This window comes from Bdellovibrio sp. HCB337 (assembly GCF_047302465.1).
In the GTDB taxonomy this organism is placed as follows: Bacteria; Bdellovibrionota; Bdellovibrionia; order Bdellovibrionales; family Bdellovibrionaceae; genus JACMRP01.
Genome location: NZ_CP178621.1, coordinates 3217479 through 3241512, shown reverse-complemented (window position 1 = coordinate 3241512; position 24034 = coordinate 3217479). Strand labels below are relative to the sequence as shown.

General features: G+C 44.8%; 29 protein-coding genes and 1 pseudogene. 15 read left to right on the top strand and 15 right to left on the bottom strand.

The window, feature by feature from the left end:
- Window positions 1-86: 86 nt before the first annotated feature.
- Window positions 87-371: a hypothetical protein gene (locus ACLWBB_RS15635; protein ID WP_413288488.1), complete on the bottom strand. Its 285-nt coding sequence runs from the start codon at window positions 369-371 to the stop codon at window positions 87-89.
- A 247-nt stretch (window positions 372-618) separates the two neighbouring features.
- On the opposite strand from ACLWBB_RS15635, the gene ACLWBB_RS15630 reads away from it, so the two are divergent.
- From ACLWBB_RS15630 to ACLWBB_RS15610, 5 genes and pseudogenes are all read left to right on the top strand, one after another.
- Window positions 619-1152, top strand: a complete 534-nt coding sequence (locus ACLWBB_RS15630) for a DUF3465 domain-containing protein (RefSeq protein ID WP_413288487.1) — start codon at window positions 619-621, stop codon at window positions 1150-1152.
- A gap of 118 nt (window positions 1153-1270) precedes the next feature.
- On the top strand, window positions 1271-3385 hold the full coding sequence (locus ACLWBB_RS15625; protein ID WP_413288486.1) for a hypothetical protein: 2115 nt from the start codon (window positions 1271-1273) through the stop codon (window positions 3383-3385).
- 196 nt (window positions 3386-3581) lie between these two features.
- Window positions 3582-4151: pseudogene (locus ACLWBB_RS15620) on the top strand (cache domain-containing protein); the annotation flags it as partial.
- 21 nt (window positions 4152-4172) lie between these two features.
- A complete protein-coding gene (locus tag ACLWBB_RS15615) occupies window positions 4173-5033 on the top strand; it encodes a methyl-accepting chemotaxis protein (protein ID WP_413291618.1) in 861 nt (286 codons plus the stop codon).
- A gap of 38 nt (window positions 5034-5071) precedes the next feature.
- Window positions 5072-5785, top strand: coding sequence for a hypothetical protein (locus tag ACLWBB_RS15610; protein ID WP_413288485.1), 714 nt, complete (start codon window positions 5072-5074; stop codon window positions 5783-5785).
- A gap of 14 nt (window positions 5786-5799) precedes the next feature.
- Here ACLWBB_RS15610 and ACLWBB_RS15605 read toward each other — a convergent pair whose 3' ends face one another.
- The 4 genes from ACLWBB_RS15605 to ACLWBB_RS15590 form a co-directional block, all read right to left on the bottom strand.
- Window positions 5800-7275, bottom strand: coding sequence for an ArnT family glycosyltransferase (locus ACLWBB_RS15605; RefSeq protein WP_413288484.1), 1476 nt, complete (start codon window positions 7273-7275; stop codon window positions 5800-5802).
- A 118-nt stretch (window positions 7276-7393) separates the two neighbouring features.
- Window positions 7394-8557 (bottom strand): M14 family metallopeptidase, encoded by a 1164-nt coding sequence (locus ACLWBB_RS15600; RefSeq protein ID WP_413288483.1) that lies wholly within the window; start codon window positions 8555-8557, stop codon window positions 7394-7396.
- 29 nt (window positions 8558-8586) lie between these two features.
- Complete coding sequence (locus tag ACLWBB_RS15595; protein WP_413288482.1) at window positions 8587-8715, bottom strand: hypothetical protein; 129 nt, start codon at window positions 8713-8715, stop codon at window positions 8587-8589.
- A 140-nt stretch (window positions 8716-8855) separates the two neighbouring features.
- The gene (locus ACLWBB_RS15590) at window positions 8856-10340 is read right to left on the bottom strand and encodes a lipase maturation factor family protein (protein ID WP_413288481.1); all 1485 of its coding nucleotides are present in this window, start codon (window positions 10338-10340) and stop codon (window positions 8856-8858) included.
- A 78-nt stretch (window positions 10341-10418) separates the two neighbouring features.
- Between ACLWBB_RS15590 and ACLWBB_RS15585 the strand changes: the two genes are divergently transcribed.
- Window positions 10419-11072 carry a hypothetical protein gene (locus tag ACLWBB_RS15585; RefSeq protein ID WP_413288480.1) on the top strand — a complete coding sequence of 218 codons (654 nt, stop codon included), beginning with the start codon at window positions 10419-10421 and terminating at the stop codon, window positions 11070-11072.
- Here the strand turns inward: ACLWBB_RS15585 and ACLWBB_RS15580 are convergent.
- The 4 genes from ACLWBB_RS15580 to ACLWBB_RS15565 all read right to left on the bottom strand — a co-directional run bounded on the left by ACLWBB_RS15580 (window position 11052) and on the right by ACLWBB_RS15565 (window position 13013).
- Window positions 11052-11537, bottom strand: coding sequence for a hypothetical protein (locus ACLWBB_RS15580; protein ID WP_413288479.1), 486 nt, complete (start codon window positions 11535-11537; stop codon window positions 11052-11054). The genes ACLWBB_RS15585 and ACLWBB_RS15580 overlap by 21 nt on opposite strands.
- A gap of 147 nt (window positions 11538-11684) precedes the next feature.
- Entirely contained in the window at window positions 11685-12098 is a 414-nt protein-coding gene (locus ACLWBB_RS15575; RefSeq protein ID WP_413288478.1) for a CBS domain-containing protein, read from the bottom strand.
- A gap of 83 nt (window positions 12099-12181) precedes the next feature.
- Complete coding sequence (locus ACLWBB_RS15570) at window positions 12182-12598, bottom strand: hypothetical protein (RefSeq protein WP_413288477.1); 417 nt, start codon at window positions 12596-12598, stop codon at window positions 12182-12184.
- A gap of 79 nt (window positions 12599-12677) precedes the next feature.
- Entirely contained in the window at window positions 12678-13013 is a 336-nt protein-coding gene (locus ACLWBB_RS15565) for a hypothetical protein (protein ID WP_413288476.1), read from the bottom strand.
- Between the two features lie 251 nt (window positions 13014-13264).
- Between ACLWBB_RS15565 and mtgA the strand changes: the two genes are divergently transcribed.
- On the top strand, window positions 13265-13993 hold the full coding sequence (mtgA, locus tag ACLWBB_RS15560; protein WP_413288475.1) for a monofunctional biosynthetic peptidoglycan transglycosylase: 729 nt from the start codon (window positions 13265-13267) through the stop codon (window positions 13991-13993).
- Between the two features lies 1 nt (window position 13994).
- Here mtgA and ACLWBB_RS15555 read toward each other — a convergent pair whose 3' ends face one another.
- The 3 genes from ACLWBB_RS15555 to ACLWBB_RS15545 all read right to left on the bottom strand — a co-directional run bounded on the left by ACLWBB_RS15555 (window position 13995) and on the right by ACLWBB_RS15545 (window position 15508).
- Entirely contained in the window at window positions 13995-14348 is a 354-nt protein-coding gene (locus tag ACLWBB_RS15555; protein WP_413288474.1) for a hypothetical protein, read from the bottom strand.
- Between the two features lie 145 nt (window positions 14349-14493).
- Window positions 14494-14964: a peptidoglycan-binding protein LysM gene (gene lysM, locus ACLWBB_RS15550; RefSeq protein WP_413288473.1), complete on the bottom strand. Its 471-nt coding sequence runs from the start codon at window positions 14962-14964 to the stop codon at window positions 14494-14496.
- A gap of 97 nt (window positions 14965-15061) precedes the next feature.
- On the bottom strand, window positions 15062-15508 hold the full coding sequence (locus ACLWBB_RS15545; protein ID WP_413288472.1) for a hypothetical protein: 447 nt from the start codon (window positions 15506-15508) through the stop codon (window positions 15062-15064).
- A 176-nt stretch (window positions 15509-15684) separates the two neighbouring features.
- Here ACLWBB_RS15545 and ACLWBB_RS15540 point away from each other — a divergent pair, with 176 nt between their 5' ends.
- From ACLWBB_RS15540 to ACLWBB_RS15525, 4 genes are all read left to right on the top strand, one after another.
- On the top strand, window positions 15685-15933 hold the full coding sequence (locus ACLWBB_RS15540; RefSeq protein ID WP_413288471.1) for a BON domain-containing protein: 249 nt from the start codon (window positions 15685-15687) through the stop codon (window positions 15931-15933).
- 22 nt (window positions 15934-15955) lie between these two features.
- Entirely contained in the window at window positions 15956-16489 is a 534-nt protein-coding gene (locus ACLWBB_RS15535; protein WP_413288470.1) for a DUF4142 domain-containing protein, read from the top strand.
- A gap of 147 nt (window positions 16490-16636) precedes the next feature.
- Window positions 16637-17386: a tyrosine-protein phosphatase gene (locus tag ACLWBB_RS15530; RefSeq protein ID WP_413288469.1), complete on the top strand. Its 750-nt coding sequence runs from the start codon at window positions 16637-16639 to the stop codon at window positions 17384-17386.
- Between the two features lie 3 nt (window positions 17387-17389).
- Window positions 17390-18031: an NAD(P)H-binding protein gene (locus ACLWBB_RS15525; protein ID WP_413288468.1), complete on the top strand. Its 642-nt coding sequence runs from the start codon at window positions 17390-17392 to the stop codon at window positions 18029-18031.
- Here the strand turns inward: ACLWBB_RS15525 and ACLWBB_RS15520 are convergent.
- The 3 genes from ACLWBB_RS15520 to ACLWBB_RS15510 all read right to left on the bottom strand — a co-directional run bounded on the left by ACLWBB_RS15520 (window position 18028) and on the right by ACLWBB_RS15510 (window position 20198).
- Complete coding sequence (locus tag ACLWBB_RS15520; protein ID WP_413288467.1) at window positions 18028-18579, bottom strand: hypothetical protein; 552 nt, start codon at window positions 18577-18579, stop codon at window positions 18028-18030. The two genes, ACLWBB_RS15525 and ACLWBB_RS15520, sit on opposite strands and share 4 nt — an antisense overlap.
- Window positions 18580-18777: 198 nt before the next feature.
- Complete coding sequence (locus ACLWBB_RS15515) at window positions 18778-19350, bottom strand: hypothetical protein (RefSeq protein ID WP_413288466.1); 573 nt, start codon at window positions 19348-19350, stop codon at window positions 18778-18780.
- On the bottom strand, window positions 19347-20198 hold the full coding sequence (locus ACLWBB_RS15510; RefSeq protein WP_413288465.1) for a TIGR02147 family protein: 852 nt from the start codon (window positions 20196-20198) through the stop codon (window positions 19347-19349). The genes ACLWBB_RS15515 and ACLWBB_RS15510 overlap by 4 nt, the downstream gene beginning before the upstream one ends.
- A gap of 598 nt (window positions 20199-20796) precedes the next feature.
- On the opposite strand from ACLWBB_RS15510, the gene ACLWBB_RS15505 reads away from it, so the two are divergent.
- From ACLWBB_RS15505 to ACLWBB_RS15490, 4 genes are all read left to right on the top strand, one after another.
- Window positions 20797-21606 carry a hypothetical protein gene (locus ACLWBB_RS15505; RefSeq protein WP_413288464.1) on the top strand — a complete coding sequence of 270 codons (810 nt, stop codon included), beginning with the start codon at window positions 20797-20799 and terminating at the stop codon, window positions 21604-21606.
- Window positions 21607-21723: 117 nt separating this feature from the next.
- Entirely contained in the window at window positions 21724-22074 is a 351-nt protein-coding gene (locus ACLWBB_RS15500) for a hypothetical protein (RefSeq protein ID WP_413288463.1), read from the top strand.
- Window positions 22075-22472: 398 nt separating this feature from the next.
- Window positions 22473-23237: a hypothetical protein gene (locus tag ACLWBB_RS15495; RefSeq protein ID WP_413288462.1), complete on the top strand. Its 765-nt coding sequence runs from the start codon at window positions 22473-22475 to the stop codon at window positions 23235-23237.
- A 123-nt stretch (window positions 23238-23360) separates the two neighbouring features.
- Window positions 23361-24002: a hypothetical protein gene (locus ACLWBB_RS15490; protein WP_413288461.1), complete on the top strand. Its 642-nt coding sequence runs from the start codon at window positions 23361-23363 to the stop codon at window positions 24000-24002.
- Window positions 24003-24034 lie beyond the last annotated feature (32 nt).

Genomic DNA, 24034 nt, shown 5'->3' with positions numbered 1-24034 from the left:
GCCAGGGGAGAATTCGATCAGAGAAAAAATAAAAAAGCCTCTCGTAAAGAGAGGCTTCGGGATTGATTCGCTGTGAAGCGATTCAATTACATTTTTGTGCCAGTAGTGTGCTTTTTAACGCAAGCTTCTTTAGCAGTTGCAGTTGCTTCTTTAGCACAAGCTTTTTCAGCTTCTTCTTTAGTCATACCTTTAGTAGCTTTCGCTTCTTTAGTAGTTGTAGTAGTGCCAGTTGTAGTTGTTGTACCAGTACCAGTTGTGCCAGTAGTAGTAGTTGTTGTACCGGTAGTGTTAGTTGTACCAGTAGTTGCAGTGCCAGTAGCGAAAGCTGCAGTAGCAGCCAAAGTAACGATCGCAGAAAGGATCATTTTCATAGTGTTCTCCTTGAACTTGGAAATTTGCTAGAAGCCCCCATGGCTTCGTTAAAATTCCGTTAAAAAATCACTTTAATTTCCAAAGATTATGGTGTCTTTCCTGGAGTTGCAAATTTTACAGTGACCAGAAGCACCATGTTAATTGCAATTCATTTAGTGTGTTTTTGGTTAAGGTGCCGATTAGAGGTTGAAAAAAGTCCCTGGCTCTAGGACATTCGGGAAACTAATAGGTTCTGAGGGGGGCTTAGTGACTAAAAAATTAGCATTGATGTTGGGTGTTGTTCTTTCTGTCAGTTGTTTTCAAGCTAAATCCGAGGATTTCGTACCCTATGGTCGAAATCGCAGTCACAAAGGTAACGAGCAAAAAAATGAAAACCGCCAAAACCGCGGTGGCCAAGACGAATCTCGAATCTCTGATCCAAATGCCGAAGATAAAGAAATCGTAAAAGCTGTTGAAAAGCGCCGCCGCGCAGACTTCGTAGAAGGTCGTGGAATGGTTGTTGTGAAGCTTCTTCCAGACGATAGAAACGGTCTGCAGCATCAAAAATGGGTTGTTCGCCTATCAAATGGAACGCAAATGCAAGCCGTTTACAACTTGGACCTCTGTGAATACGTGCCTTTGAAAGTGGGCGACGTTATTGCGATGGGTGGACAGTTCGTATGGACAAACCAAGGCGCTCTTCTTCACTGGTTGCACTACGATCCGCGCGAAAGACGCCCAGATGGCTACGTAGAGCTTAATGGCAAAGTCTATTGCGGAGATGGCGAACGTCACAACTAGGACAGGCTTGTCCGGCTATCGGACGACTCTAAAGATCTTGCAAGAAACTCCATAGAATTTGAAATCAAACGGCATCCTGTATAGGATGCCGTTTCTATTTTCCCCAAAGGGAGTTTCTATGAAGCACGTTCTTGGTCTTCTTTTATTATCTGTTGTTTTAACTGCTTGCTCTGGTAGCAGCAGTAGCAGTCCTGGTGGCGGAGAACAGCCTCCTTTCGGCAAGCCCGACGGCAGCCAAATCAATTGCGATGAAATCATCACTCCAGAAGCTATCGATGCTTTCCATGCGCGCCAATCAGAATTCCGCGTTGAAGGCAGCGGCGGCAATGTCTATTGCAAATCTGAACGTAACATAAATGGCAAGAAGACGGTCGTAGAGAAAAAAGGCCGCTCTAAAATCAACATTCATCCAAATATGCAGCTTATCGCAGTCGAGAAAGACACCCGCACTCAGGAATACATTCTGCGTGTTCAGTTGACTCCAGTGAGCGACGTTCAACTTCAAAATATCTTGGTAGAGATTGGTGTAACGGCCAAGGATCCCCAGTCTATGTTGGATGCTTCTTACGTCAGCTTCCCGGATTATGCGCGTTTTGAAAAAGGCGCTCTCTATTACTTTAAGCGCAGTCCGGTTAGTGCTGGTGTTGAAAACCAAATTCTTTTCAACTTGCAAGCTGAGCAGGGTGAAGGTGGTGCTTTAGCTTGGGAACTTCAAGACCTTGCGAAAGGTACAGCACAAATCGAAGGTCTTTGGCAAAGAGGAGCTCAGTTCTATCGTCAAACTATTGCTCGTCAAAAAACGACTTCAGAATGGTCTAACCTCAGTGAATTGGATGTTCTTGTTTCTTTCGTGAAAGATCATGTTCGTAGTGGAAGTCAGAGTGTTTTCAAGCGTGGCCTTCAATATGCATTTTCGTGGGACGTTTCTTTGCAGGCTTTGAATGCCGGCGTTCCGGAGCTTTATAGTTTTGCTGATTCTCAGTGGCAGCAGCTTCCGCCTGTTTTTGAACGCGATACTGACTTGTTGGTGAACTCGCTTCGTTATTTGAGTGAGGTAAACTCGAACTATCCTAAAAAACCTATTCTGGATGCTTACGTCCGTATCGTTGGCTTTAGTTATTCTAAAGATATTGCGCTGACTACTGCGATTGAATATGTCGAGGGCAAAAAGTGGACGTCAGCTCAGTTTGATCAAACTGTAAATTTGGCAGCGGCACTAAGCCATAAATTCGGCGCGATTTCTTGGTATATGGCGACGGATATTTTAGACAGAACAGACTATGATCAAACACAAGCGGCGCTTTTAGGCAAAGCCGCAGGTGTGGTCGTCAGAGAAGGTCTTTTATCTCTGGGCGATGTACCTAAGATTTTAGATGCTGCTCAAAGAAAAATTCAAAATGGCCTGACCTTGGCAAACGCGGACTTGTATGTCCTAGTATACGACGTGCTCCAAGCTGATTTCAAAGCAGACAGCTTTCAGGCTGAGAAAATCGCGGATGCTTGGGTTTTGAGTGGCCGTGTGACGAACGCGAACGTCAACGACACTTTCAAACTGTACGGCGGCGTTTTTGAGTGGCTCAAAAACGAATGGTACTACGGCAGCAGCTCTTCTTTGGAAAAATCCAGAGAATATATGGAACAGGGAATGACTGCAGATCAGTTCAACAGTCTTAAAGATCTTGCGAATTGGTATAAGGACAAGTTGTATATCACCAAATCTGAGGCACTCACGCGTGTTGAGATTTTGGTTTTAAAAGGTAAAGTTGGTGCTGCTCAGGCGCCACTTATTAAGGACCTCACTCAATGGTTGATTTCCGACATTTACGTGAACCGATCTGATGCTGTTGCAAAAACTGAAGCTTATGTTTTGAATACTGTGAATCCTTTGACTGCAGTCACTTTGAAGCAATTTAAAACATTGGTGAACTGGTACGTAAGTGAACTGTATGTCACAAAGAGCGATGCGATACAAAATGCTGAAGACCTTGTTTTCAATGCAAGACTGACGACTGATCAAACAGACTTAGTACAAAAAGCAGGGAACTGGTTGATTCGCGAGCTTTATATCAATAAGAGTGAAGGCGTCGCGAAGGCTTCTCGTTATATCCTTGAAGCGAACATGACAGCGCAGTCGTTTGAAGCTCTCAAAAACGAGTACAACAGGCTCTCTAGCCGCCAAGGAAAGACCCAGGCGTTGAAAGAAGCTGAGCGACTTGTGCTTGGTTTAAATTAGAATTTACCTCACAAAAGCCTCGAGAAATCCTCGGGGCTTTTTTTATTCCGCACCATTGCGATCCATTCTTGTAAAGATCCTGTCGAGATCGAATGACCACGCTCGGGCCTCTAAATGATCAAAAGTTTGTTTTATCAAGTACTGGTCATTCTGACCGAAAAGCTTCTGACAGAGAACTCTGACAGGAGCATAAAGAATGTTGAACCGTCTTTGGGGCAATCGCAGCTATCGTTATAAAATTTTAGGTCTGCTAGTTGTGGCAATGATTCCTTTGTGGAGCATTGTCATGTTTTACATTCTGCCTCTGATGCGCGAGCAAATGTACAAAGACCGCCAATACGCCGTAAAAAGCTCGGTCGACATCGCGACCACAGTGTTGCAGCATTACTATTCTTTGTATGAACAAAAGGTGCTTACTGAAGAAGAGGCTCAACGCCAGGCGCTTCACGCAGTGGAGGGGCTTCGCTATTCCGGCAGCGAGTATTTTTGGATCAACGATCTTCATCCAACGATGCTCATGCATCCCATTAAAAAAGAACTCAATGGCAAAGATCTTTCGAATATGAAAGATCCGACAGGCTTGGCGCTCTTCGTGGAGTTTGTGAAAGTCGGTACCACTCAGGGTGAAGGCTTTGTGAACTATCTATGGCCGAAGCCAGGATCGCCATCACCAGAACCTAAGATCAGCTTCGTTCGTCAGTTCAAGGGCTGGAAATGGATTGTCGGTAGTGGTCTGTATGTCGATGACGTGGAAGCAGCCGTGACTCAATTCCGCAACCGAGTGTTGATGGGATTTGTCGGGGCCTTTACTGTGGCGTTTTTGATTTTCTATGTCTTTGCCGGAAATCTGATGAAGTTCCTTGCAAAGACCGTGTCTGAAACCAACGAAGCCAGTCAGCAAGTTTTAGAAGCTTCAAGCCTGCTCTCTAAAGCGGGGCAAAATGTGGCTCAAGGTGCTGTAGAATCCGCCGCAAAAATTGAAGAAACACTGAAGCTCGTCAAAGACATTAACACTTCGGTTGAGGTTAACCAGCAGCGCGCTGAATCTGCGGCAGAGCTTGCGCAAAATTCAGAACGAGGTGCTTCGCAGGGAGCCGAGGAGCTTCGTAAGTTGATTCTGTCTATCAACGAGCTTGTAAAGACCACCAATGAAATCACCATGGCTATGGACATCATTGACGACATCGCTTTCCAAACGAATCTTTTAGCGCTCAATGCCGCAGTCGAAGCCGCTCGAGCAGGAGAGCAAGGAAAAGGCTTTGCCGTCGTGGCCGAAGCTGTTCGAGGACTTGCACTGAAATCTGCGGTCGCCGCGAAAGAAGTAAAACAAGTTATCACCACAAGTGTCGAGAAAACCCACGAGTCTTTGGCGTTAGCAGAAGCTAGTGACAAGGTGCTCAGTAATATCGTGGATTTTGCGAAGAAGGTGAATGTTCTAAACCAAGAGATTTCACAGTCGGCTTCCAGCCAATCGAACGACGTGGGAACGATTCAAGACACGATGGGTTCTTTGGAAAAACAAACCCAGTCGTTCTCGGCTGTGGCCGAGGAAACGGCTGCCACCTCTGAGGAAATGTCGGCGCAGGCTCGAAATCTACAAAAAATGGTGAACACTATTGCATCAGAAGTCATGGGCAAGGCTGCATAATCCTTGCTCTCGATTTGGGTTAGTGCTCAAATATTTCAATGGATCCAAGAGCGAAGTCATTACTATTGATAGTGCTTATTGTTGGTGTTGTGGGATATTTTTACTCTCGCGACCAAGCGAGCAGAGATCTTGCGGCATCAGCTACGCCTGAAATTGTAGCTCCGATCCCTTTGCCTAAACAAGTTGAAAGCTCACGTCAGACGGCCTCTTCACTTCCACAAACAGATGTGGATGCGAACAGCGAAGTCTATGAGAAGCCGAAAGCAGGGGCTCCCGCTGAGTTCACGGTTTCGGAAGAAGAGCGTCAGAGAATCTACAGCGAAATTAAATCTAACTTAGCATCTATCTATGTCGCTCAAAAAGCGTTCTTCGCCGAGACTGGGCGTTATTCAACGGATTTAAAAGCGATCGGTTGGGATCCTTTGGACGGAGAAATCAATTTGAAGGTGGGCTTTCTAGAGCCCTCTACAGAAGGGGATTTGGTTCCTGATGAAACTCCCCAAGGGCGTATGGACAGTGACTACTTGATGGGTTTGAAGATTGATCCGTTAAGTGGTGATAAGGTTTCTTACGAGTATTCAAAGTTTGCACAGAATATTTCTTTAAAGAACTTTTCCCAATATTGCCGACGAGGATGTTCAGCAACATCCAATCGCTTTGAAGTGATGGCGATCTCCAAAACAGGCCCTCACGGAGAGCCGGAAGCCTGGATCATCGATGACGACAAAAACATCATCAAGGTGACGGAATAAGAGCTAGCTTCTAGTTATTTAATTCCCTGGAAGTTTGGACAAATCCAAATTGTAAAGATACGAGAGACTTCTTTGTCGCGGAAAGTGCGAAGCTCTTCTGCCTTACAGTCATCAAACGCCGCCCAGTTCAATGGATTCGTCGGATACTTATCCGTTGTCACAAACAACGCTGTAGAGCCTCGGAGCGCTTCCATCTCTTGCGGTGTTTGAGTCACAGTGTAGTGACTCTTGGTGGTGTTGAGCATGTACACTTTTTGTTTTGTGCCCCAAAAAGTCTGAGCCGTAGTTTCATAGCGATTGCTGGCAATGAACGGTTTCTTGCCGCTTTCAGCGTGAATCTCGCGCTGCCGACGATTGACGTAGTCACCCAGTTCAGGCCAGCCATGAAATTCATTGCTAAGATCCCACTTCGGTTGCCACTCGGTCGTTTTGTTCATAGCTCTGTGCAGTTTTGGCATCCATGGGCTTACAAATGGCAAGTAGATGATCAAATTCAAAGCGATGATAAAACCTAAAATCCCCCAAGTGAGTTTTTTGCTAAAGGCCTTAATCCAAACCTTGCCATGACGACGAATGCCCTCGGACCAAATGGTTCCGGCACCCATTGACAGCAAGAAGAACGCAGGACCACTCCAATGCGGTTTGTATTCCGCCCACAAAGGCTGGGGATAGAACATCACAATGCTTGGCACTGTCATGCAGAACAGCCAGCGCCAGCGCGCTTCTTTGCGCTCCATGAACGAGTACGCGAAAGTAAAGAGCATCAAGCCATAGGCCACCGGAGTATAGAACAAGATCTGTGCAGTGAAGAACTGCAGCCAGCGACCGATGCTAAATTCGGTGGTGGTGTGGCGCTCGTGGAATTGATATTTGAAACCCGGCCAATCGAATTGAACATTCCAAATAAAGATCGGAAGACAAATCAAAGTTGCGATCAAGAAGCCCATCCACGGCCATTTCGTCAGCAAATCTTTGCGATGTTTTGGCGTCATCAGTAAATACAAACCAAAACCCGGAGCGAGCAGAGCAATAATAAATTTTGAATTAAGCCCCAAGCCCATGATCACACCCAGCCACAGCCAAGTTTTTTTCAAAGGCCAAGCTTTGCCGTCTTCACGGACACCTTGCCAGAACACGTAAGCACCAGCCACCCAAGCAAGCATGAACGGAGTCTCTGGAGAAGCGACATAACCGCCAAAACCCCACAGCGGTGACCACAGCATCAAAAATACGCAGAAGTTTGCAGCCCAAACCCCGAAGACTTCACGAGCCAGTTTCCACGAAAGAACCGCGGCCGCGACATAACACAAGAACGACGGCAAACGAATGCCCCAGCGCGTGTCGCCTAAAAGAGCAGTGCTTAAAGCCTCAAGCCAAGCAATCATGCCTGGATGATCGTAGTAAGACAGGGAAAGATTTTTGGTCCAACTCCAGTGATAGGCCTCGTCGTCAGCCAAGCCCACGATCGACGCAAAAAATACGCGAAACAAAAGGCTTAAGCCAAAAAGAATAAATGCCTTTTGCAAGGTGCTGGATCTTTTCCAAAACTCCAAGAGCACAGAGATGTCCTTTCAACAGGGAGTCTTCGGAGTTAGCACTACTCAGGGGCTATTTCAATTCTTTTTGCTTTTGCAAAGCAGAGGCTAAGGCCTTTTCAAATTGGTGGGCACTGTCAATGCGCCATTGGGAATCCTGAGGATAGAACATTTCAGAGAACAAATGCTGAATTTGCTGAGCGTCTTGCGGTGAGTGCGCTCCATGATGGGTGTGCTGGTTTTCGCGCACCATGCGATAAAGCGAGTCTAAGGAGCCTAGTGTTTTTTGGCTGTCTAAAGTTCCAAATTCGAAGACCATGCCTGCATATCGGGCTTTGTTCTGAAACAATTTGGCCGCATAAACGACGAGGCCGCCCGTGGCCTCATAGAAGTTCTTTTTTTGCCCATAGTCTAAGCCCTGACCTGCGAAGATTTTTTCCAAATAGGACGCATCCAGCGCTGGGGAACGGTCTGCAAAAAGATGCAGCTTTCCACGTTGGCCATAGCCCGTATGCAGATCGATCAGCAGAATTTTCTTATAGCCATTGCTAAATTCTAAAAGCTCTTTTTCCAGCAAGTCTTTTTGCGGTTCGAACTTATTGCCGCCGAAGTAAATCCCTTCGGGCACTTCGTACTGGCCCTTCAGAATTGCGCGACGAAGGCTGTCCATCGAATACTTGGCAATAGCCACCACGCACTGAATATAAAATTTTACGCGGTCCAATGTACCGCTGCCTACAGAGTCCGTAGGATTTAAAAGGTCGCGGACGGATTGATAGCCGTCATTCTTCAGTTCAAAAAGCGAATTATTGATATCGAAATTGCGATTCAGGTCGATGTTGTTCTCGGAAACGCGGCGATGGAATTTAAAACCATAGGGGTTTAGTGCATGCACCAACAAAACGCCAAAGCCTTGATTGCGAGCTTCGAAAAAGTTTTTCTGCAAAAACATATTTTGCAGAGCACTTCCAACAAAACCCTCCATGCCATGAATGCCCGAGACTAAAATCAAAAGACGATCTTTGTCAGCATCTGGTGGCGGCACATACAAAACATCCGTAAAAAGTTCTTCGGATTTAGCTGATGGAATTTTGAGAGAACGTAATTGCAGGTTTGGAACCTGAGTTTTTAAAGACTCTGCATTTTTTAGGAACTGCGCGCGGGAGTCTTCGTAAGTGTCTTTGAAAAAAAACGAAAGCTCTTCAGCTTGCACTGAAGAGCTCGTCAAATAAAACATAAAAAAGAAGCTGAAGACTAAAGTTGTTTTTACCAAGCTGGAAGGCGGCGGCGAGTGCGGCGACGGTTCGGGCGTTCTGCATTTGCTGGTTTCTCGATAGTTGTTGTAGCCGGTACCGTTTCTTTTTCTGTTTTATTCTGGATCATCTTAGTTTCCATGATAAAACTCCTTTGTGTAAATTCATCCATGAATGGGGACTATTCTATCGAGACGACGGAAGACCCACAACGGAGATTTTAAAGACTTGTCCAGCACCAGGTTAGCGTGATGCGTCATAGGCTTAATGAATGTCAAATGATCATTCGAAACTGGGTTCTTCGCTTATAAAATCAGTTTTCTCAAACACGGGTGAGTAGAGTCCCACGTATTCGCGTTCCCACCACTGGCCCTTTTGGAGCAGTTCCTTCGTTGTCGAGAACTTATAGCGGTATTTTACGATACGTAAGTAGCTGGGCACTTCGGGAAAAGGATTCTTTTTTAGAAGTCTTAAGACGTCGTCAGAGTTCATAAAAATACGCGCCATCAAATTCTGCAACCAGAGATTCTGATTAAAAGTTCCAAGCGCTGCAAACCACATTTGCCAATCAAGGCGTGGATGGTATGGAGCTACGACTGGCGGCATTTTTGTAACGGAACTTGGTTTGTATTTAAACTCATAGTCGACCCAGTTTTCGTGATCGTGACTTCCTTGCAGAACAAGTTCAGGACGATCTTTTGTCATCACTGCAAAAAGGCCATAGCTTGAATTAAAACGATAATTGTAAATCGCACGAATGATCGGAATCGCAGGATTCAGTATTCGCGAGTTTTCAAAAAATGCCAGCACGAACCAGAATAAATTCAACGGCACCATGAGAATCGCCAAGATCAGTCCTAAGGATTGATAGAACATCGAGGTCTCTGCAATGATTGTGATACCTGGAAGAACTTTATCAAGAATGACGGCCCAAAAAGAATCGTCGAAAAGAAAAAGACAAAGCACAATCGTTAAAAAATTGAAAAACGCATAGTTCCCTGTAATGATGATCAAGAACTGAAAGAAGATTATAATCGTCGCGCCAACCCAGCGAATTTTCCCTGGTCCAAAAACTAAAAAGGGAATTCCAATCTCGGTGGCAAACATCATTGCGCAACAGAATTTTTGAAACCACAGCGGAGCTTTATCAGCGAAATAAGCGACGGGGTTTGGAATGGGCTGGGTCCAATAGTGAAACTTCAAGGCCGTCATGTCCCGCCACGAAGCATCTTTACTGAGAATTTTTACCGCGCCCGAAAGAAACATAAGTTTGAACAGAAGTAGCCAAAACAACCAACGAATAAAAAAATTAGGCTCGTAAGTTTGCCATGGAGTCCACTCAAGATGCCAAGGATAAAGAAAAATCGCGAGCACTCCGACTTCCAATAACAGCGAGTCCCATTGAAAGCCCAAAAAGTCCTGTCCGGAATTCACGAATGAAAGATAACAGACCCACGCAATGAAGATCATCAATGGATAACAAAAACCCATCAGTGCTAGTGTTGATGAAAGAAGCCCCGTCAAAGTGACGGCGTTTATAAAAAAGTCCGTAGCATTGAACCAGAAAATCGTTGGTAGTTCATAGTAGCGTTGCGGGCCGGTTTGCTCTCGAAGCACCATCATGAATTGGCGAATCGACAGGATGCCATTCTTGCCATAAAGCCCCAGGACTTGAGGTTGCAGAGTCAAAAAGGCCAGTATAAAACTTAAGGCAATGCCCTTCGAGAGAATCCAAGCAGCCAGAGCGTAGCCGGTGTCAACAGTCATCTATACCTCGTCGTGATATCTCATAGTACAATTTAATTAGGCGCAAGTGTGTTGAAGTGGAGAGACAAAACTGTGAAGATGTCGAAACGTCAAAGAATTGTTAAAGCGATCGAAACCGAAGGATGCCTTTTGGTTTATCCACTAGATAATCGCAAAGAACCCGCAAGTATTTGGTCCACATTGTATCCAAAATCAGAGATGCGCTGGGAGTGGGATTCAGATGGGGACAACAGAGTGGGCGAGCTTTGGGTATTGCGCGAAGAATTATCGCGCAGCCATGAAGTCGTGTATGCAAAATGGTATCGTAATCGTGCGACGTTTTTTTCCAAGGAAGTTTTCGTCAGCCTTCTTTCATACCTAGGAACATCACAAGGTCACGTACCTTTAACCAGAGATTCACAAGAAGCCTTGGATTCTTTACTGATGGATTCGCCGCAGTCGACACCTCTTTTAAAAGAAAATCTTGGGCTGCGTGGAAAGTTTTTTGAAGGTCAATACAACCGCACACTCAAGCCTTTGTGGAACTATCTTTTTTTAGTGGGTTTTGGTGAAGTCGAAGACTCAAGTTTTCCGTCTCTGAACATCGGTGCGACAGCCACATTGTTTGAAGACCTGTGGCTGGAATCTCAAAAGTTACCGCAGGCTAAAGCGGAGCAGGCTCTGCTAAAAACTTTGGGCGAAGATAATTTATTCTATAAATATACGCAAAAACTAAGAGCGGCGCTTTCTTGATTGCAGGTGATGCTCTTCATGCCACTTTTTTCTTTCAGCAAGAGCTTCATCTGCTGTCCAAGTTTTTTGAGACTGCGGAAGAAGGTTTGTAGATTCTTTCAACTGACCGTGAGTCACCATGAAGGGAGCTCCGGCTTTCATGAGTTGCATGTAGTGTTTGCTAAATTCGGACGCTGAGTCTTCAAAGAAAAGTCTTTCCACTTCGGTGCGAGCAAGGCTTGCACGTTCTTGGGAAATTTCCTGAAGTTCAGTCAGCAAATCGATGTCTGCCACCAGGGAAGTCAGTTCACGCAACCAAGAAAAACGTTGGGCCACCATAATCACTTGTAACCATTCCATCGGAGGAACGACACGTGCGTTCTCTTTTTCGAAAGTGGTTTTCAGATGATTCAAAAGTTCTTTCTGCAGGTTCAACAAAGCCGTACGGACTTTGAGAGCTGAATCCAGATGTTCTTGGTGCGCCATTTATTCTCCTTGCCCAAGTTATTTCTCATAGCGACAACGGGGGCAAGGCTATTGTTGATGACACCTCTTGTTGTAGCCGAAATTTGAATAAATGGAAGAGTTACGACCCTTTGGAGGTCGTAACTCTCGATCAGAACAGCCCCGGGCTTAGTGGGCTGTCTGGGACATGGTTTCGTGAGTCAGCTTTTCATTTTTAGCCTTACGAGCGATGTCCACAAGGCTGACGATTCCAACCAGTTTTTTATTTCTATTTACAACAGGCAAACGACGAACTTGTACGGACGACATTTTGCGAGCGACCTCTTCAACGTCTTCGTCATCAAAGCAATAGCTGATGCCTTCAGACATTGAATCTAGAACCCGCGTTGTTTCGGGGTCTTTGCCTGCGGCCACCACGCGGATCACGATGTCTCGGTCCGTGATCATACCGATCATCTTGTCATTTCTTTCAACGGGAATACCCCCGAAGTTTCCTTTGGCCATCATTTCCGCAGCTTCACGAATGTTGCGTTCGCAGTTGATGACCTCTGCATTTTCTTTCATCACTTCTCGGACTAACATAGAATCCTCCTTGTTCAAGACTCCATTATCTTAACAAGAAGAATCCATAGTGAGTGTGTCACAGGTAAGAAGTTTTTACGAAATTAAGGGGTGCCGATTTTACAGTCCACACTCATGTATGTATTGCTGTCGGTTTCGCGATCTCCGGTCATGGTGGTGGTGTACTTTTCGGCATTTCCCGAAGCCTCTGTCGGGTCTCTGTAGGCCCGTTCAAGAGAGATCACATAACCAACATCATCCGATGTACCTTCACGCCCGAGGCTTGCAATAATGAAAATGTCGTCGCTATAGTTGCGGTATTGCTTAACCTCCGGAACTCTCTGAGTGCCTTTCTCGTAGATTTTTAGAGTATTGGCGTATAGGTCCCCGGTGTAGTGGTTAATGACAGCTTCTAATTTAAAATCGCCGTCATAAGAGCTGCAAACAAGGCCCGTGGCGGGCAGAGCGTGAACAAAGTGGGGAAGAGAAAATAAGAAAGCAAAAACCAATGGCTTTTTCATACACAAATCTCCTCGATGAATTGGGAGGCCCCATTATCCTTCGAGGAGGTTCGAGATTCAGGAAGACTGTGTGTTGATTCTACGAACTGTAATACTTAAATTTCTTTTTTGCTTTGCCTGATTTTGCTTTGGCTGTCTTGTTTTTTTTGCCGTGCTTTTTAGCACTGGCTGTTTCGCGCTTTTGCTTTTTCTTCATATAGCCAGATGCTTTGGCATAACCCGCAGACTTTTTAGCTTTTTTGGACTTCTTGGAAGCAGCAGCAGAATGTTTCTTTTTCTTTTTGAGCTGCATACTGAGATCTTGCTTGGCTTTTTTCTTGGCCGTTTTCTTTTTAGCTGCAAAGGCCATTTCTCCGGTCAGCATTAGCGTCATTGTCAAAAGCCATGCGCTCATAAGGCGAAATATTGATTTCATGATTAACTTCTCCCCCGTGGTCTAGGTATTTTTCGGAGGTCTAGGGCCTAAACTTAAGTAATAATAAAAACGACAAACAAATAGACGTTTCTAGGAAAATTCAGAACGAAAATTACAAGGATTTTAGGATTCTTTATGTGTTAGTCAGGGGGCTTATCCCCTTGAAACCAGAAGAAAATACCCTCGCCAGATATTTCTGATTGGCGGGACGGGCGTTCCCTGATAAACCTGCGTGCTCTTGTAAGGATTCTATGAAGCGCCCTTGGAAACACCTCATTCTCCGCACACTTCTTCTCTGCTTCATGAGCAGCCTTGGCATAGTGCTGTTGTACAGCTTTATGCCAGTCTTTGTGACGCCTTTGATGGTGATTCGCTCGGTGAGTTCTTTGTGGGGACCGCAGCTCGTGGGTGTTCATAAAACCTGGGTGCCGTTAGAAGAGATCTCGCCGAATATGAAGCGGGCCGTATTAAAGGCCGAGGACTATCGCTTCTACGAACACAGCGGCTTTGATTTTGAAGCGATCGAAAAAGCCATTCAGTACAATAAGACTCATAAACGTAAAAAAGGTGCTAGCACCATCAGTCAGCAAACGGCGAAGAATGTTTTCTTGTGGCCGAATCGCGATTGGGTCCGTAAAGGTTTTGAGGCCTACTTCACAGTCCTCATCGAGCTTGTTTGGTCCAAAGATAGAATCATGGAAGTTTATTTGAACGTGATTGAATTTGGGCCGGGGGTTTATGGGGTCGAGGCTGCGTCTCAGAAGTACTTCCGCCGCTCTGCTAAGAACTTGAATCCATCCCAGGCTGCGATGATGGCGGCCGTGTTGCCGAACCCCTATCGCCTGCGTATTGATCGCCCTTCATCGTATGTTTTGGGTCGTCAGCGCAGGATTCTGTACCGGGCCTCTCCGGCAGTTCCTAAAGTTGAAGAGGCCTCTTTGTGGGATTCTTTGAAGTTTGACTCTTCAGACGAAGAGTAACTTATCTTTGCCAGCGACTACCGTGGCAATATTCACGGAAATATTGATAGCGAGTAGGAAGCGCGCAGTGATTATTTAAATAATCATTGCGAAGACCTGCGCAGTATTGAGCGCGGGTTTGGTAGCGTTGCATGCCCGTATTGCAGTTATTGCCAGGAAGATTGTAGTAATACGGATATTGTGGCTGAGGAGCAGGTTGAGGATACGGTTGCGGATATGGCTGAGGCTGTTGAGGATATCCTTGTGGCTGAGTCGGAGTTGGCTGCGGAACCATGGCATGGTCCGTAGTTTCATTAGAGTCATTCGCACAAGCGCTTAAAAATACAAGAGTGAGAGTCATTAAGATTTTTTTCATGGGGCTAGCAATATTTGTTACTGCTAGAAAAGCCAATTGAAAATATCCCTCTGGAAAAAAGGGGAAGATGAAATGACACCACCCCCATTTTTGGGGCCAGATCGCGCCCACAAAACAGCGAGTGGTGTAAAACTATGGAAGCCCTTTAAGGATGATGTTCTGCCACGGTCTCAGTGCGTGCTTCCGGAGGAGGAATGCGCAGGTTTTGCCCCGGATAAATTTTATCAGGGTGTGAGAGCATCGGGCGATTCGCTTCAAAAATTGCAGGGTATTTCATGGCGTCTCCGTAGAACCGGGCCGCAATTTTAGAGAGCGTATCACCGCTTTGGACCGTGTAGTACTGAGAGGCAGGGGCCGCCTGTGCGACTGTAATATTATCATCCACTTTTGCGACCCCTTGGACATTGCCACAGCAGAGAAGGATCTTTTCTTTGGTCGCTTGGTCGGGAACTTTGCCCGAGACTTTGACGGTGTCCGAGGCTTTATCGAAGTCAATCGTAAGCCCCTCCGTAGAGATGCCTTGGGATTGAATATACTTTTTGATGGAATCAGGGTTGGCTTCTTTCGAGCCAAAAAGCTTTTCGCCGGCGTCTTTAAAAAAACTCATGATGCCCATGAGACTTCCTTTCTATGTGGATTCGAAATTGAATCTCGAAATTATAGAGAGGAAGCCCGAAATTGGGTCAAGATGACAGTTAACAGGCCTATGTCACTTATTTAGCAACACAAACCATTTTTACTTCTTCTTCGTCATTCAGATTAAGTGCAGGTTTGCCATTCGGACCGTGGAAGACCGCTGCATACTGACCGTTTTTCTTTTTCTTCAATGTCATATAGCCAGCATCGCCGTCACCATCACATTCGATATAAAGGTCGCCACTGTAGGTAGGTTGAAGAACCTGGCCCTTGCTACCAGCCAAAAGCGCGCCTTGGCAGCCTGGTACTTCTTGAGGAATCAAGTAAACTTCGGCGCCTGCAAATGGATACACCTGAGCATAGATGTCCACTGATTTAAATTCTTGGCGGGTTGTTTGGAAAGCATTTTCAATTGTTAAAACGATTTCGTTCTTAGCTTCGTTAGTTCCAAAGCAAGTAAGAAAGGCCGCTTGTGCGGACAATGAACTCAAGCTTACTACGAGTATAATGAGGGTTTTTTTCATAAAAGATCTCCATCCTTTTTTGTTGTTATGGAGATCTTTTAAATCATTCTCTTAAAGAATGAAAGTGTATTTAAATATGTATTTTTTGTATGATGTCTGAATCGTAAAAACGTCATGAATTCGTCGTAAGGGCTCCAGTCTCTGCAAGTAAACTCAATGCAAAACGGGAGAGGTCTATGGGGAAGTATTTAAATTCACGGGATTTAAAAATCGATGATGAAGTGTCAGAGATGTTGCGTCTTCATGGCGAGGTCGATTGCAGCAATATCCAGATCGAAGTCCGAGACGGTGAGGTCATTTTAATTGGCTCTGTTCCAGAGGCCAAAATGAAATTCATGGTTGAAGACTTGATTTGTGACTATCCCGGGGTTCGGGATGTTTGGAATCTCCTCAGGATCAAACACAACGAAACTATTTTTCCTTAAGTAGTAAGGACAAGGAGGATTTATGATGAAGCCAAAAATGCTCATCCTATGCCTGGCAGCGCTTTCTTTTGGCGCTACAGCTAATGCCCAAGCTCCACAAACGCCGACGCTGACAGATGCTCATATTGTAGAGATTATGAAAGTCGCCAATGAAGGTGAAGCAGATCTCGGCAAGGCTGCAAAATCTAGAGCTGAAAATAAAGATGTGAAAGATTTTGCAAAGATGATGGTAGATCAACATAAGAAAAGTGAAAAAGAAGTAAAAAACGTCGCTAAGAAAGCAAATGTGAAAGCTGCCGACAATGCGACTGCCGATAGCCTTAAAAAAGATATAGACACCCAAGAGGACACTCTCAAAAAACTCAAAGGGGCTGAATTTGATAAGGCTTACATTCAGCAACAAATCAGTATGCATGAACAACTGCTGAAAGATCTGAATGATAAATATATTCCGGCGGCACAAAGTGCAGAGTTGAAGGCTTATCTAGAAACTACGAAGACTCATGTTCAAGAGCATCTTTCGAAAGCCCAACAAATTCAAAGCACCCTGAAATAGAGAATGCTTTGAATTGGCTAAAAAGTTTCTAGAAATGCTGCGGTCTTTCTTATTGTAAGCGAACAGTATTCCACGGCAAAATAGGGGGTGCCAAACACCATCGGATGCCGTGGTTTCGTTTATTTGCAGGACAAGAAAGGCCATAGAATGAAAATACAAGGTGGAATTAATTTTCGTGATCTAGGCGGACTTCCTACTCAGGATGGACGTCGTTTGAAACATCGCCGTTTTTTTCGTTCGGGCTCTTTGTCGCGTTTGACTCCTGAAGACTGTCAAACTCTGCAAGCGATGGGCATCACCCATATTTTGGATTATCGTGATCAGCATGAAGCAGACGGCGACCGCGATATAGTTTGGACTGGTGCTCACTATGAATGTTGTCCTGCAAATCCACCCACACATGTGACCACTGCGGATCCGAAAGATTTTTTCTCGGACCATCATTTAAGCTCTATGCCTATGGATTTTATGCAGAGTCTTTATAAGAAACTGCCTTTTCAAAACACAGCCTATCAGCGTCTCCTGCATAAAGCTGAAAATCTGCACGAGGGCGGCCTTCTTCATCACTGCGCAGTCGGTAAAGATCGCACAGGTGTGGGATCTGCGATTTTTCTGATGGCATTGAATGTAAGTCAAAAAACCATTATTGAAGACTACCTGCGTACGGAAGAAGGACTACAGCCTTTCCGCGCGAAGCTTTTGACAAAAGTGGAACCACTGTTGTCAGCCCATGCTCTTGAAAAGCTGCATCACATGATGTCAGCCAGCGAGAGCTTCTTGCATGCAGCTTTTGATGAAATTATAAATCGCTATGGAAGTTTCGAAAGTTATCTGGAAGCTGAATTTTCTTTCACAGCTGAGCGCCGAACGAAACTGCAAGCCCTTTTCTTGGAGTAAAAAATGATTGCCGTGATTACTGGAGCCTCGGGATTGGTTGGGAAGAGTTTGTTGCAAAAACTTTTTCAAGAGTCGGGGGTCACTCAGGTAGTTTCGGTGTCACGAAGATCTTTGGGAGTCCAAGATCCAAAGCTGAAAGAGGTTTTAGTCGCAGACTTTGCAGATCTGCCAAGTCATCAAAAAGAACTCCAAGGAGATTTGTATTTCTGTTGCTTGGGGACCACGATTAAAACGGCCGGCAGTCAGGAAAACTTTCGCAAAGTCGACTATCAAGCCGTCGTTGATTTCGGCAAAATCGCCAAAGCAAACAACGCAAAAAGTTTTGTTTTGATCTCGGCGGCGGGTGCCAAGAAAGATTCGGCTATTTTCTATAATCAAGTCAAAGGCGAGACTGAAGATGCTCTACGCGCTTTAAAGCTGAACAGCCTTAGTATTTTTAGACCAGGATTTTTATTGGGACATCGTCAAGAAGTCCGTCGTGGCGAACAGATGGTCGGAGCTGTGCTCAAACTAGTTTCACCGGTTTTATCAGAGAATATCCAGAAGACTATGGCCACGGATGTGGATGGTCTGGCCGTACACATGTTACAAGCGGGGAAGATAGCTTCCCCGGGTATAACAGTCATTGAGTCGAAAAATATCTAGTTATTGCTAGCTTTTTTCTTTTGGCGGTCGAATTCGAGTTCACAAACTTTTACTTTTGTTTCGTACTCTTCCTGACGACCTTGAAGAACGGCTTTGTAATTAACGAATCTATCGATGCGGTCTTTAAGGTATTCTTCAGAGACACCGATGATTTTCTTTTTATCGGTACCAATGTTTGTGTAGTCAGACTCTTGAGTTACATATTCACGTTTTTCAGTCCAAAGAAGTTTGCCATCGCCGCCATTTTTAGGTTCGCTCATTTGCAAGCGGCAATCTTGTAATACGCCGTACAGACCGCGGTTGTCCAAATAACGAGGACCGCCATAAACTTTAGCTTCTAGGTTGTAAACTTCGAGCTCCAAATTACGGAGTTGTTCATTCATCATGACTTTCTTTTGGTAAATCATTTCTCCGTCTTTAACACCGATCACGCTGTTAGGTGTGATTGCTTCAGCGTCCTTCACGTTTGTATCGATTTCTTTAGCCTTGTGTTTTGACGAGCAAGCAGCAAGTACCATAAGAGCCATAATCAGGGTGAACTTTTTCATACCATCGTCCTTTCTATTTTGTCAGAATTCGTGGTACCTACAGACTATTCTCTTTTACAAAAAAAGAAATATTTGGTTAGACGGCCTACGAGGCGCATCATGCCCGGTTCTATTCGATTTGACCGTGAAAACTGAATATGTTCGAGCCCTTACAGCTTTACTTTGTAAATGTAAAAGGACCTGTTTTGCAGGGCAAAATTAGAAGTCGCCGTTAACACTCTCGGCTTTGGTTTTGATTTGTGACGAATCATTGACTGTATTTAGAGCACTCACCACGTCTTGGATCGCCAGGTTTAAGATATCACCGGTGCCATCATGCACGAAAGTGCCTTCAAAAGTGATAGTAATGCGGTCATCCGTGCTAAAGTTGCCTTGGGAGTTGGTTAGTTGGATGCTCTTCCCAGAAGAACAATCGTCCTCAAGATCAAACTCTACACGTTTGTAAGTCCCATGCGGAATTGAAATGCTCTTCAGTGTTGTTCCTAAGCTAGAAATGTTCACTTCGCCAAGATAGAAATCAACATTGTCACTGTCTTGAGTAGGGTCTGGGTTTGTGGTCTCGCCATCCAGTTTAAAACGAACACGCTTGAAACAGAATTTCAAAGAGCTCATCAAAGCCATAGTTTGGAACTCTGTTTTTTGCGCAACCGCTGTCGAGTTGTAGGAATCGATTCGCACATCTACCAAAGGATTGCCGGTTGAAGTGCCTTCTCCGCCAGGTGAGCAGCCTAAGAGTGATAGAATGATTAGGGCCATGATAGCGCGGCTCATTTTGATCCCTTCTTCGTCATTGGAAATGCAGTGAAAGAAACTTGGTACACGCGGTCTTTCTTGGTGTCCTTTTTCTCTATCTCACGTACTTTTTCCAGAGCTTCAGTGAGAACCTTACTAATTTGTTCAAAAGCCTCATTAGAAACAGCGAGTGTGTGGCCTAATAGAAGTCGTTCATTGCGGGGCACAGTTTCAATAGACTCAATCGCCAATTGGAAAATCTGTTTGTAGAATTCGCCAAGCGACAGGCGGTAAACCCCTTCAAAACAATCCAAAATCTTGTCTTTAACTTTGAGTTTGCCTTTGCCATTGTCTTCAATGAATTGGCCTCGCATTAAGAACTCAAGTCCTTCGCTGATTTCTTTCGGAGTCACGGCAAAGGTCATGCGTTCTTGGATCCACTCTTTGTCGTTTTTAAACTCATCAAGTTGCGCCATCTCGCGAAGAGCAACATATTGCCATTTCGTGAGGTACTTATAAGCTTCAAGTTCCTTCGCGTTTTCATCGCTGTATTTTTGGAACTTCTGCATCTTCTTCAAAACTTCAAGACGCTTCTCACGAGAATCGGTATCGTTCATCGTGATCATATACTTTAAATATGAGATCTCATCCGTTTTCATCTTTAGATGCTTCTTCAACGTGTCGAAAGAAGTCTCTGAGAGATTGCGTTTGCCATTCAGAACCATAGGAAGATAGCCAACAGCAAAGTCACACTTCTGCGAAAGTTTTCTGATAGAAAACTCAGGCTGATCTTTCTGAAGATAGGAGATCCAATCTTTTAAGAAAGTTCTGTACTCGTGATATTGATAAATGTTTGGCTTACTTCCCACATATTTAGTATCGGACAAAGGTTCCAAAATTGAAACCTCAATTTTTTAGGGTGTGATCGTTCCAGAGTGAGAATCGATTGTTGAAACAAGAGCTTACAACAATTCCTTTTTTAAATTTGATTTGAGGGGCCTCAAAATGAGTGATCAAAACTTTAGACAGGTGTCGAGCTCTGAAAGGTGCTTTGCATTTGCGAAAGATCCCGTGGACTTGCAAGGATTATCGGCTGTTTTGGGTGTGTAGTTTATGAACACAACGCAAACTCGCCTCGAGCTAAGTCCTGAATTTCTCTGAGTGTGAGCACTCGGCCCCGCGCTTGCAGTGAAGGTAATGCATCACCAAGGGGGATAAGAGCCCAGATACTATGTCCCGCTAAAATATATAAGTGTTCCAAAAGAACCCGGTAGGCCCCTCCCACCGGGTTCTTTCTTTTTCGGCCCAGCGATTCCGCATGCGAGATCTCAGCGAGAGATTGCGTCCGTCTCAGAGTGAGAAGTGTCGACTAAAAGTTATTCGCCCAAAAAAAGTATGAACGATTTTGAAACCCCAAATCTACTCAGGTCCAAATAAGGCGTACACGCTTTTTGCATGTACATTTAATAAGTCCAGGGGGGACCTATGAAGATGAACTCTACCAAAATGTACTTAGGGTTTGCTCTACTCACGTTGGTTCTCGCATTCCAAAACTGTTCTAATGCTAAATTCACCTCGCAAGTGGATTCCGAAGCTATATTGAACGGAACAACAGGCGGCGATGATCCAAATGCTTGTCGCCCAACCATGGTTGATTCTAATAAGATCATCAAGGTTCTCTTCGTTGTGGATACATCTGGATCGAACGAAGGTGAAGGTGGCTCTGTTGCCAGCGATCCTAATAAGGCATGGAGATCTGCTTCTATCAGCGCTTTCTTGAATCGCTATAGCGGTAAATCTAACTTCTATTATGGACTGACAACATTCCAAGGCTCTTCATCAAAGGCACACATCAAAATTGGTGGTTCTGCAGGCTTCTCTAACGATGCAGCAACAGTTCAAAGCGGTTACAACAGCTTTATGGCAACATCAGACACTGGCAGCACTCCTTATAAAGCAGCTTTGAATCTTGCAAAGAGCATGATCTCTGCGGATCTTTCAGCAAACGCAGCTCAAAAAGCTTCGTATGTAATGATAATGATTTCAGACGGTCAAGCAACGGACTATCGCAGCCCTAATGATGTGATTCCAGATGCTTCTTCGATCAAGAACTTGGCTCCAAGCCAAATTAGCTTGAACAGCGTTTATTACTACTCAAAGAACTTGGATGTTTCTCAAACTCAATATTTGAAGAACATCAGCAGCATTGGTGAAGGCTCCTTCATCACTGCGAACTCAAACCAAGTTTTAAGCATCGATGATGTGGTCAAAGTTCCTTCTTCTAACTGCCAATAATCCAATCTAATAAGACTTCCAGTGACGGTTTCTACACCGTCATTGGAAGGAACCGTCATTTGACGAATGCCATAGTTTTCCACTAGGTTGCCTCCAAACATTCATAACGGAGGAACTATGAAAACCCTTATCGCTATTATTGCGACTACATTCGCAGCAACTGCTGCTAACGCTCTTGAAAGCCACTACGGCACAATCGTCTACTCACAAGGTGAATATCACTGCGTGTATGAAAATGACGGTGCGCCAAAAAATATGAAGTGGGTATACTTTGCGATGGAAAGACGTGCGGGTCGCGGCGACTCTCGTGACTTTAGCGTTCAGCGCAAAGTGGACGAAGTTGTTGATTCTGGATCAACAATTTCTGCAGGCTCGGGCTTAGATGCTCGTTACGTTGGCTGGTACTGCAAGTTCTTGGAAAGACACAGCCACCACCCAGCTCCACCAGTTGTTCCTACTAGCAACTAGTTTGATCTCTCATTAGTAATGAAAATGTTAAGCCTCTTGCTTCCCCGCGAGAGGCTTTTTTTTGCTCTTCGTCCGGGGAGGGCTTCGGACGGGGATTTGCCCCGGAGGTAGGGTGAAAAACTTTGATCTCTTCCCAAACGGGGGACGGGCGTCCGGCCCTCACGCAAGCGCCACGCCTTCGGCGTGGTTCGCGCCATCCGGGCGCCGCTTGAGCCCCCTTTCGGGAAGAGCCCAAAGTTTTTCACCCTACCTCCGAGGCAAATTGTCTTCGCTTTCGTAGGTCTTCGTTTTTTTATTTTGCGTGTAAGAGGCTTTTATTAAGCGCGGGCGCTAGTTACGCGATCAGTTTCACATCGTGACAAGGTCTTTTTCTTGTGGTCCCCTGGTATGGGGGAGTTATGAAGAGTCTACTTTTTGTTTTCGCAATTTTATTCGGATCAATTTCATTCGCTGCCGTTCCGACTGGGTTTTGGTTTGCTGAGAATATTGTGCCTGATGATGGCGCGTATGGAGCTTATTACAAATCTTGGCTCGTTTTTTCTGAGACTCATTTGGATCAAATCATTACTTTGGGTGCTCATTATGACAAAAAGAAATTTGTTATTACTGGGAGTGATCAGAAGTCTGCTGATATTTTTGATCCTGAAGATCAAAGTACTCGCAAATTATCTTATCAGGTCAATGGCGATACTCTGGTTGCTTGTTTTGGGCAGGGTGGGTGTCAGACTTTTGTAAGATCCTTGGTTGGGCCTGTCTTTGGGGTACCTCCGCAAATTTATCCTCGTATTCAAGTTGTTTCTACTTGGTGTGTTGAGCAGGATTGCGAGTCTTTAACTTATTCTGAACATCAGAGTGAATCGCTTTTTAATTTGTATGAGGGATTTAAACCTGCTGTTTTTCGCAAATACCCAGGTCCCGTTCTGCTCGCTAGTCGTTATGGGCTGCAGCTTAGTTTGATGGCTTTTTCTTATCGCTTTGAAAATGATGGCAGTAAGCTTTCTTCGTTTGCTACGTCTTTGTTTTTTATGGCTGAAGATCAAACTCAAGGTGCAATTCTGAAAAAGTCTGGGGTTCTTCGTCTTAAAGATGGGGTGCTAACTTCATTGGAAGGAATTTTTAATAGTAAAAAAGTCAGTGTCGAGTTTGCGATTAAAGTACTGTAATTGCAAAACTGTCTCGTATTTATTCACTGGTACCTAATGCCAGATTTTCAGTCACGGACTGGTTAAACAAAGAATCTCAAAGATAGCCTGAAATCTCCGAATTACTTTTTTCTCGGAGGTCAGGTGAAATTTATCTTTGCGATTCTTTTGGGTCTACAAAGTTTCGAAGCCCTCGCTGACGTACATACAGATCATGAACATCATAGTGAAGTCGTCGAGACCGAAGAATTCGACGTCTGGGGTTGCATCAAGGCAAGCCTTAAACAACTCAAGCAAGTGAATATCGGGAATGACAAAAAAGAAGAGTTTCTAGATCGCTGTATGAAAGAAACCAACGGCTCTTTCTGGTGCAACCAACTGATTCAACCAAATAAAAACAGCTCTTCGACCTTTCGCTGTACTTATGGCTCAAGCCAAGTTCATCAATTGATTCATCCAGATGAGTCTACGTGGAAATATCCGATTGCCGGGGTCAAAATTCTTCAAGACTTGTCGGCAAAAGGACTCAAAGTTTGCCAAATCTACAATTGGTGGAGACCCGAGCCCTATAATAAAAATGTCGGTGGAGCTGCCGGACGCCATCCTTATGCAACAGCGATTGATGTTCGTTTTTGCTCGAGAGACGATGCCAACCGAGCATTTCGTGAACTCTGTAAAATGCGTGCACAAAAAAGACTTCGCGCGATTGGGTACTATGGAAGTGCCTCCCTACACATTGGTGTCGGGGATCGTACTGCCAATACTTGGGGCAAATACTGCAATTGAAGAAAATCATACAAGTATGTAACTAAAGTTCG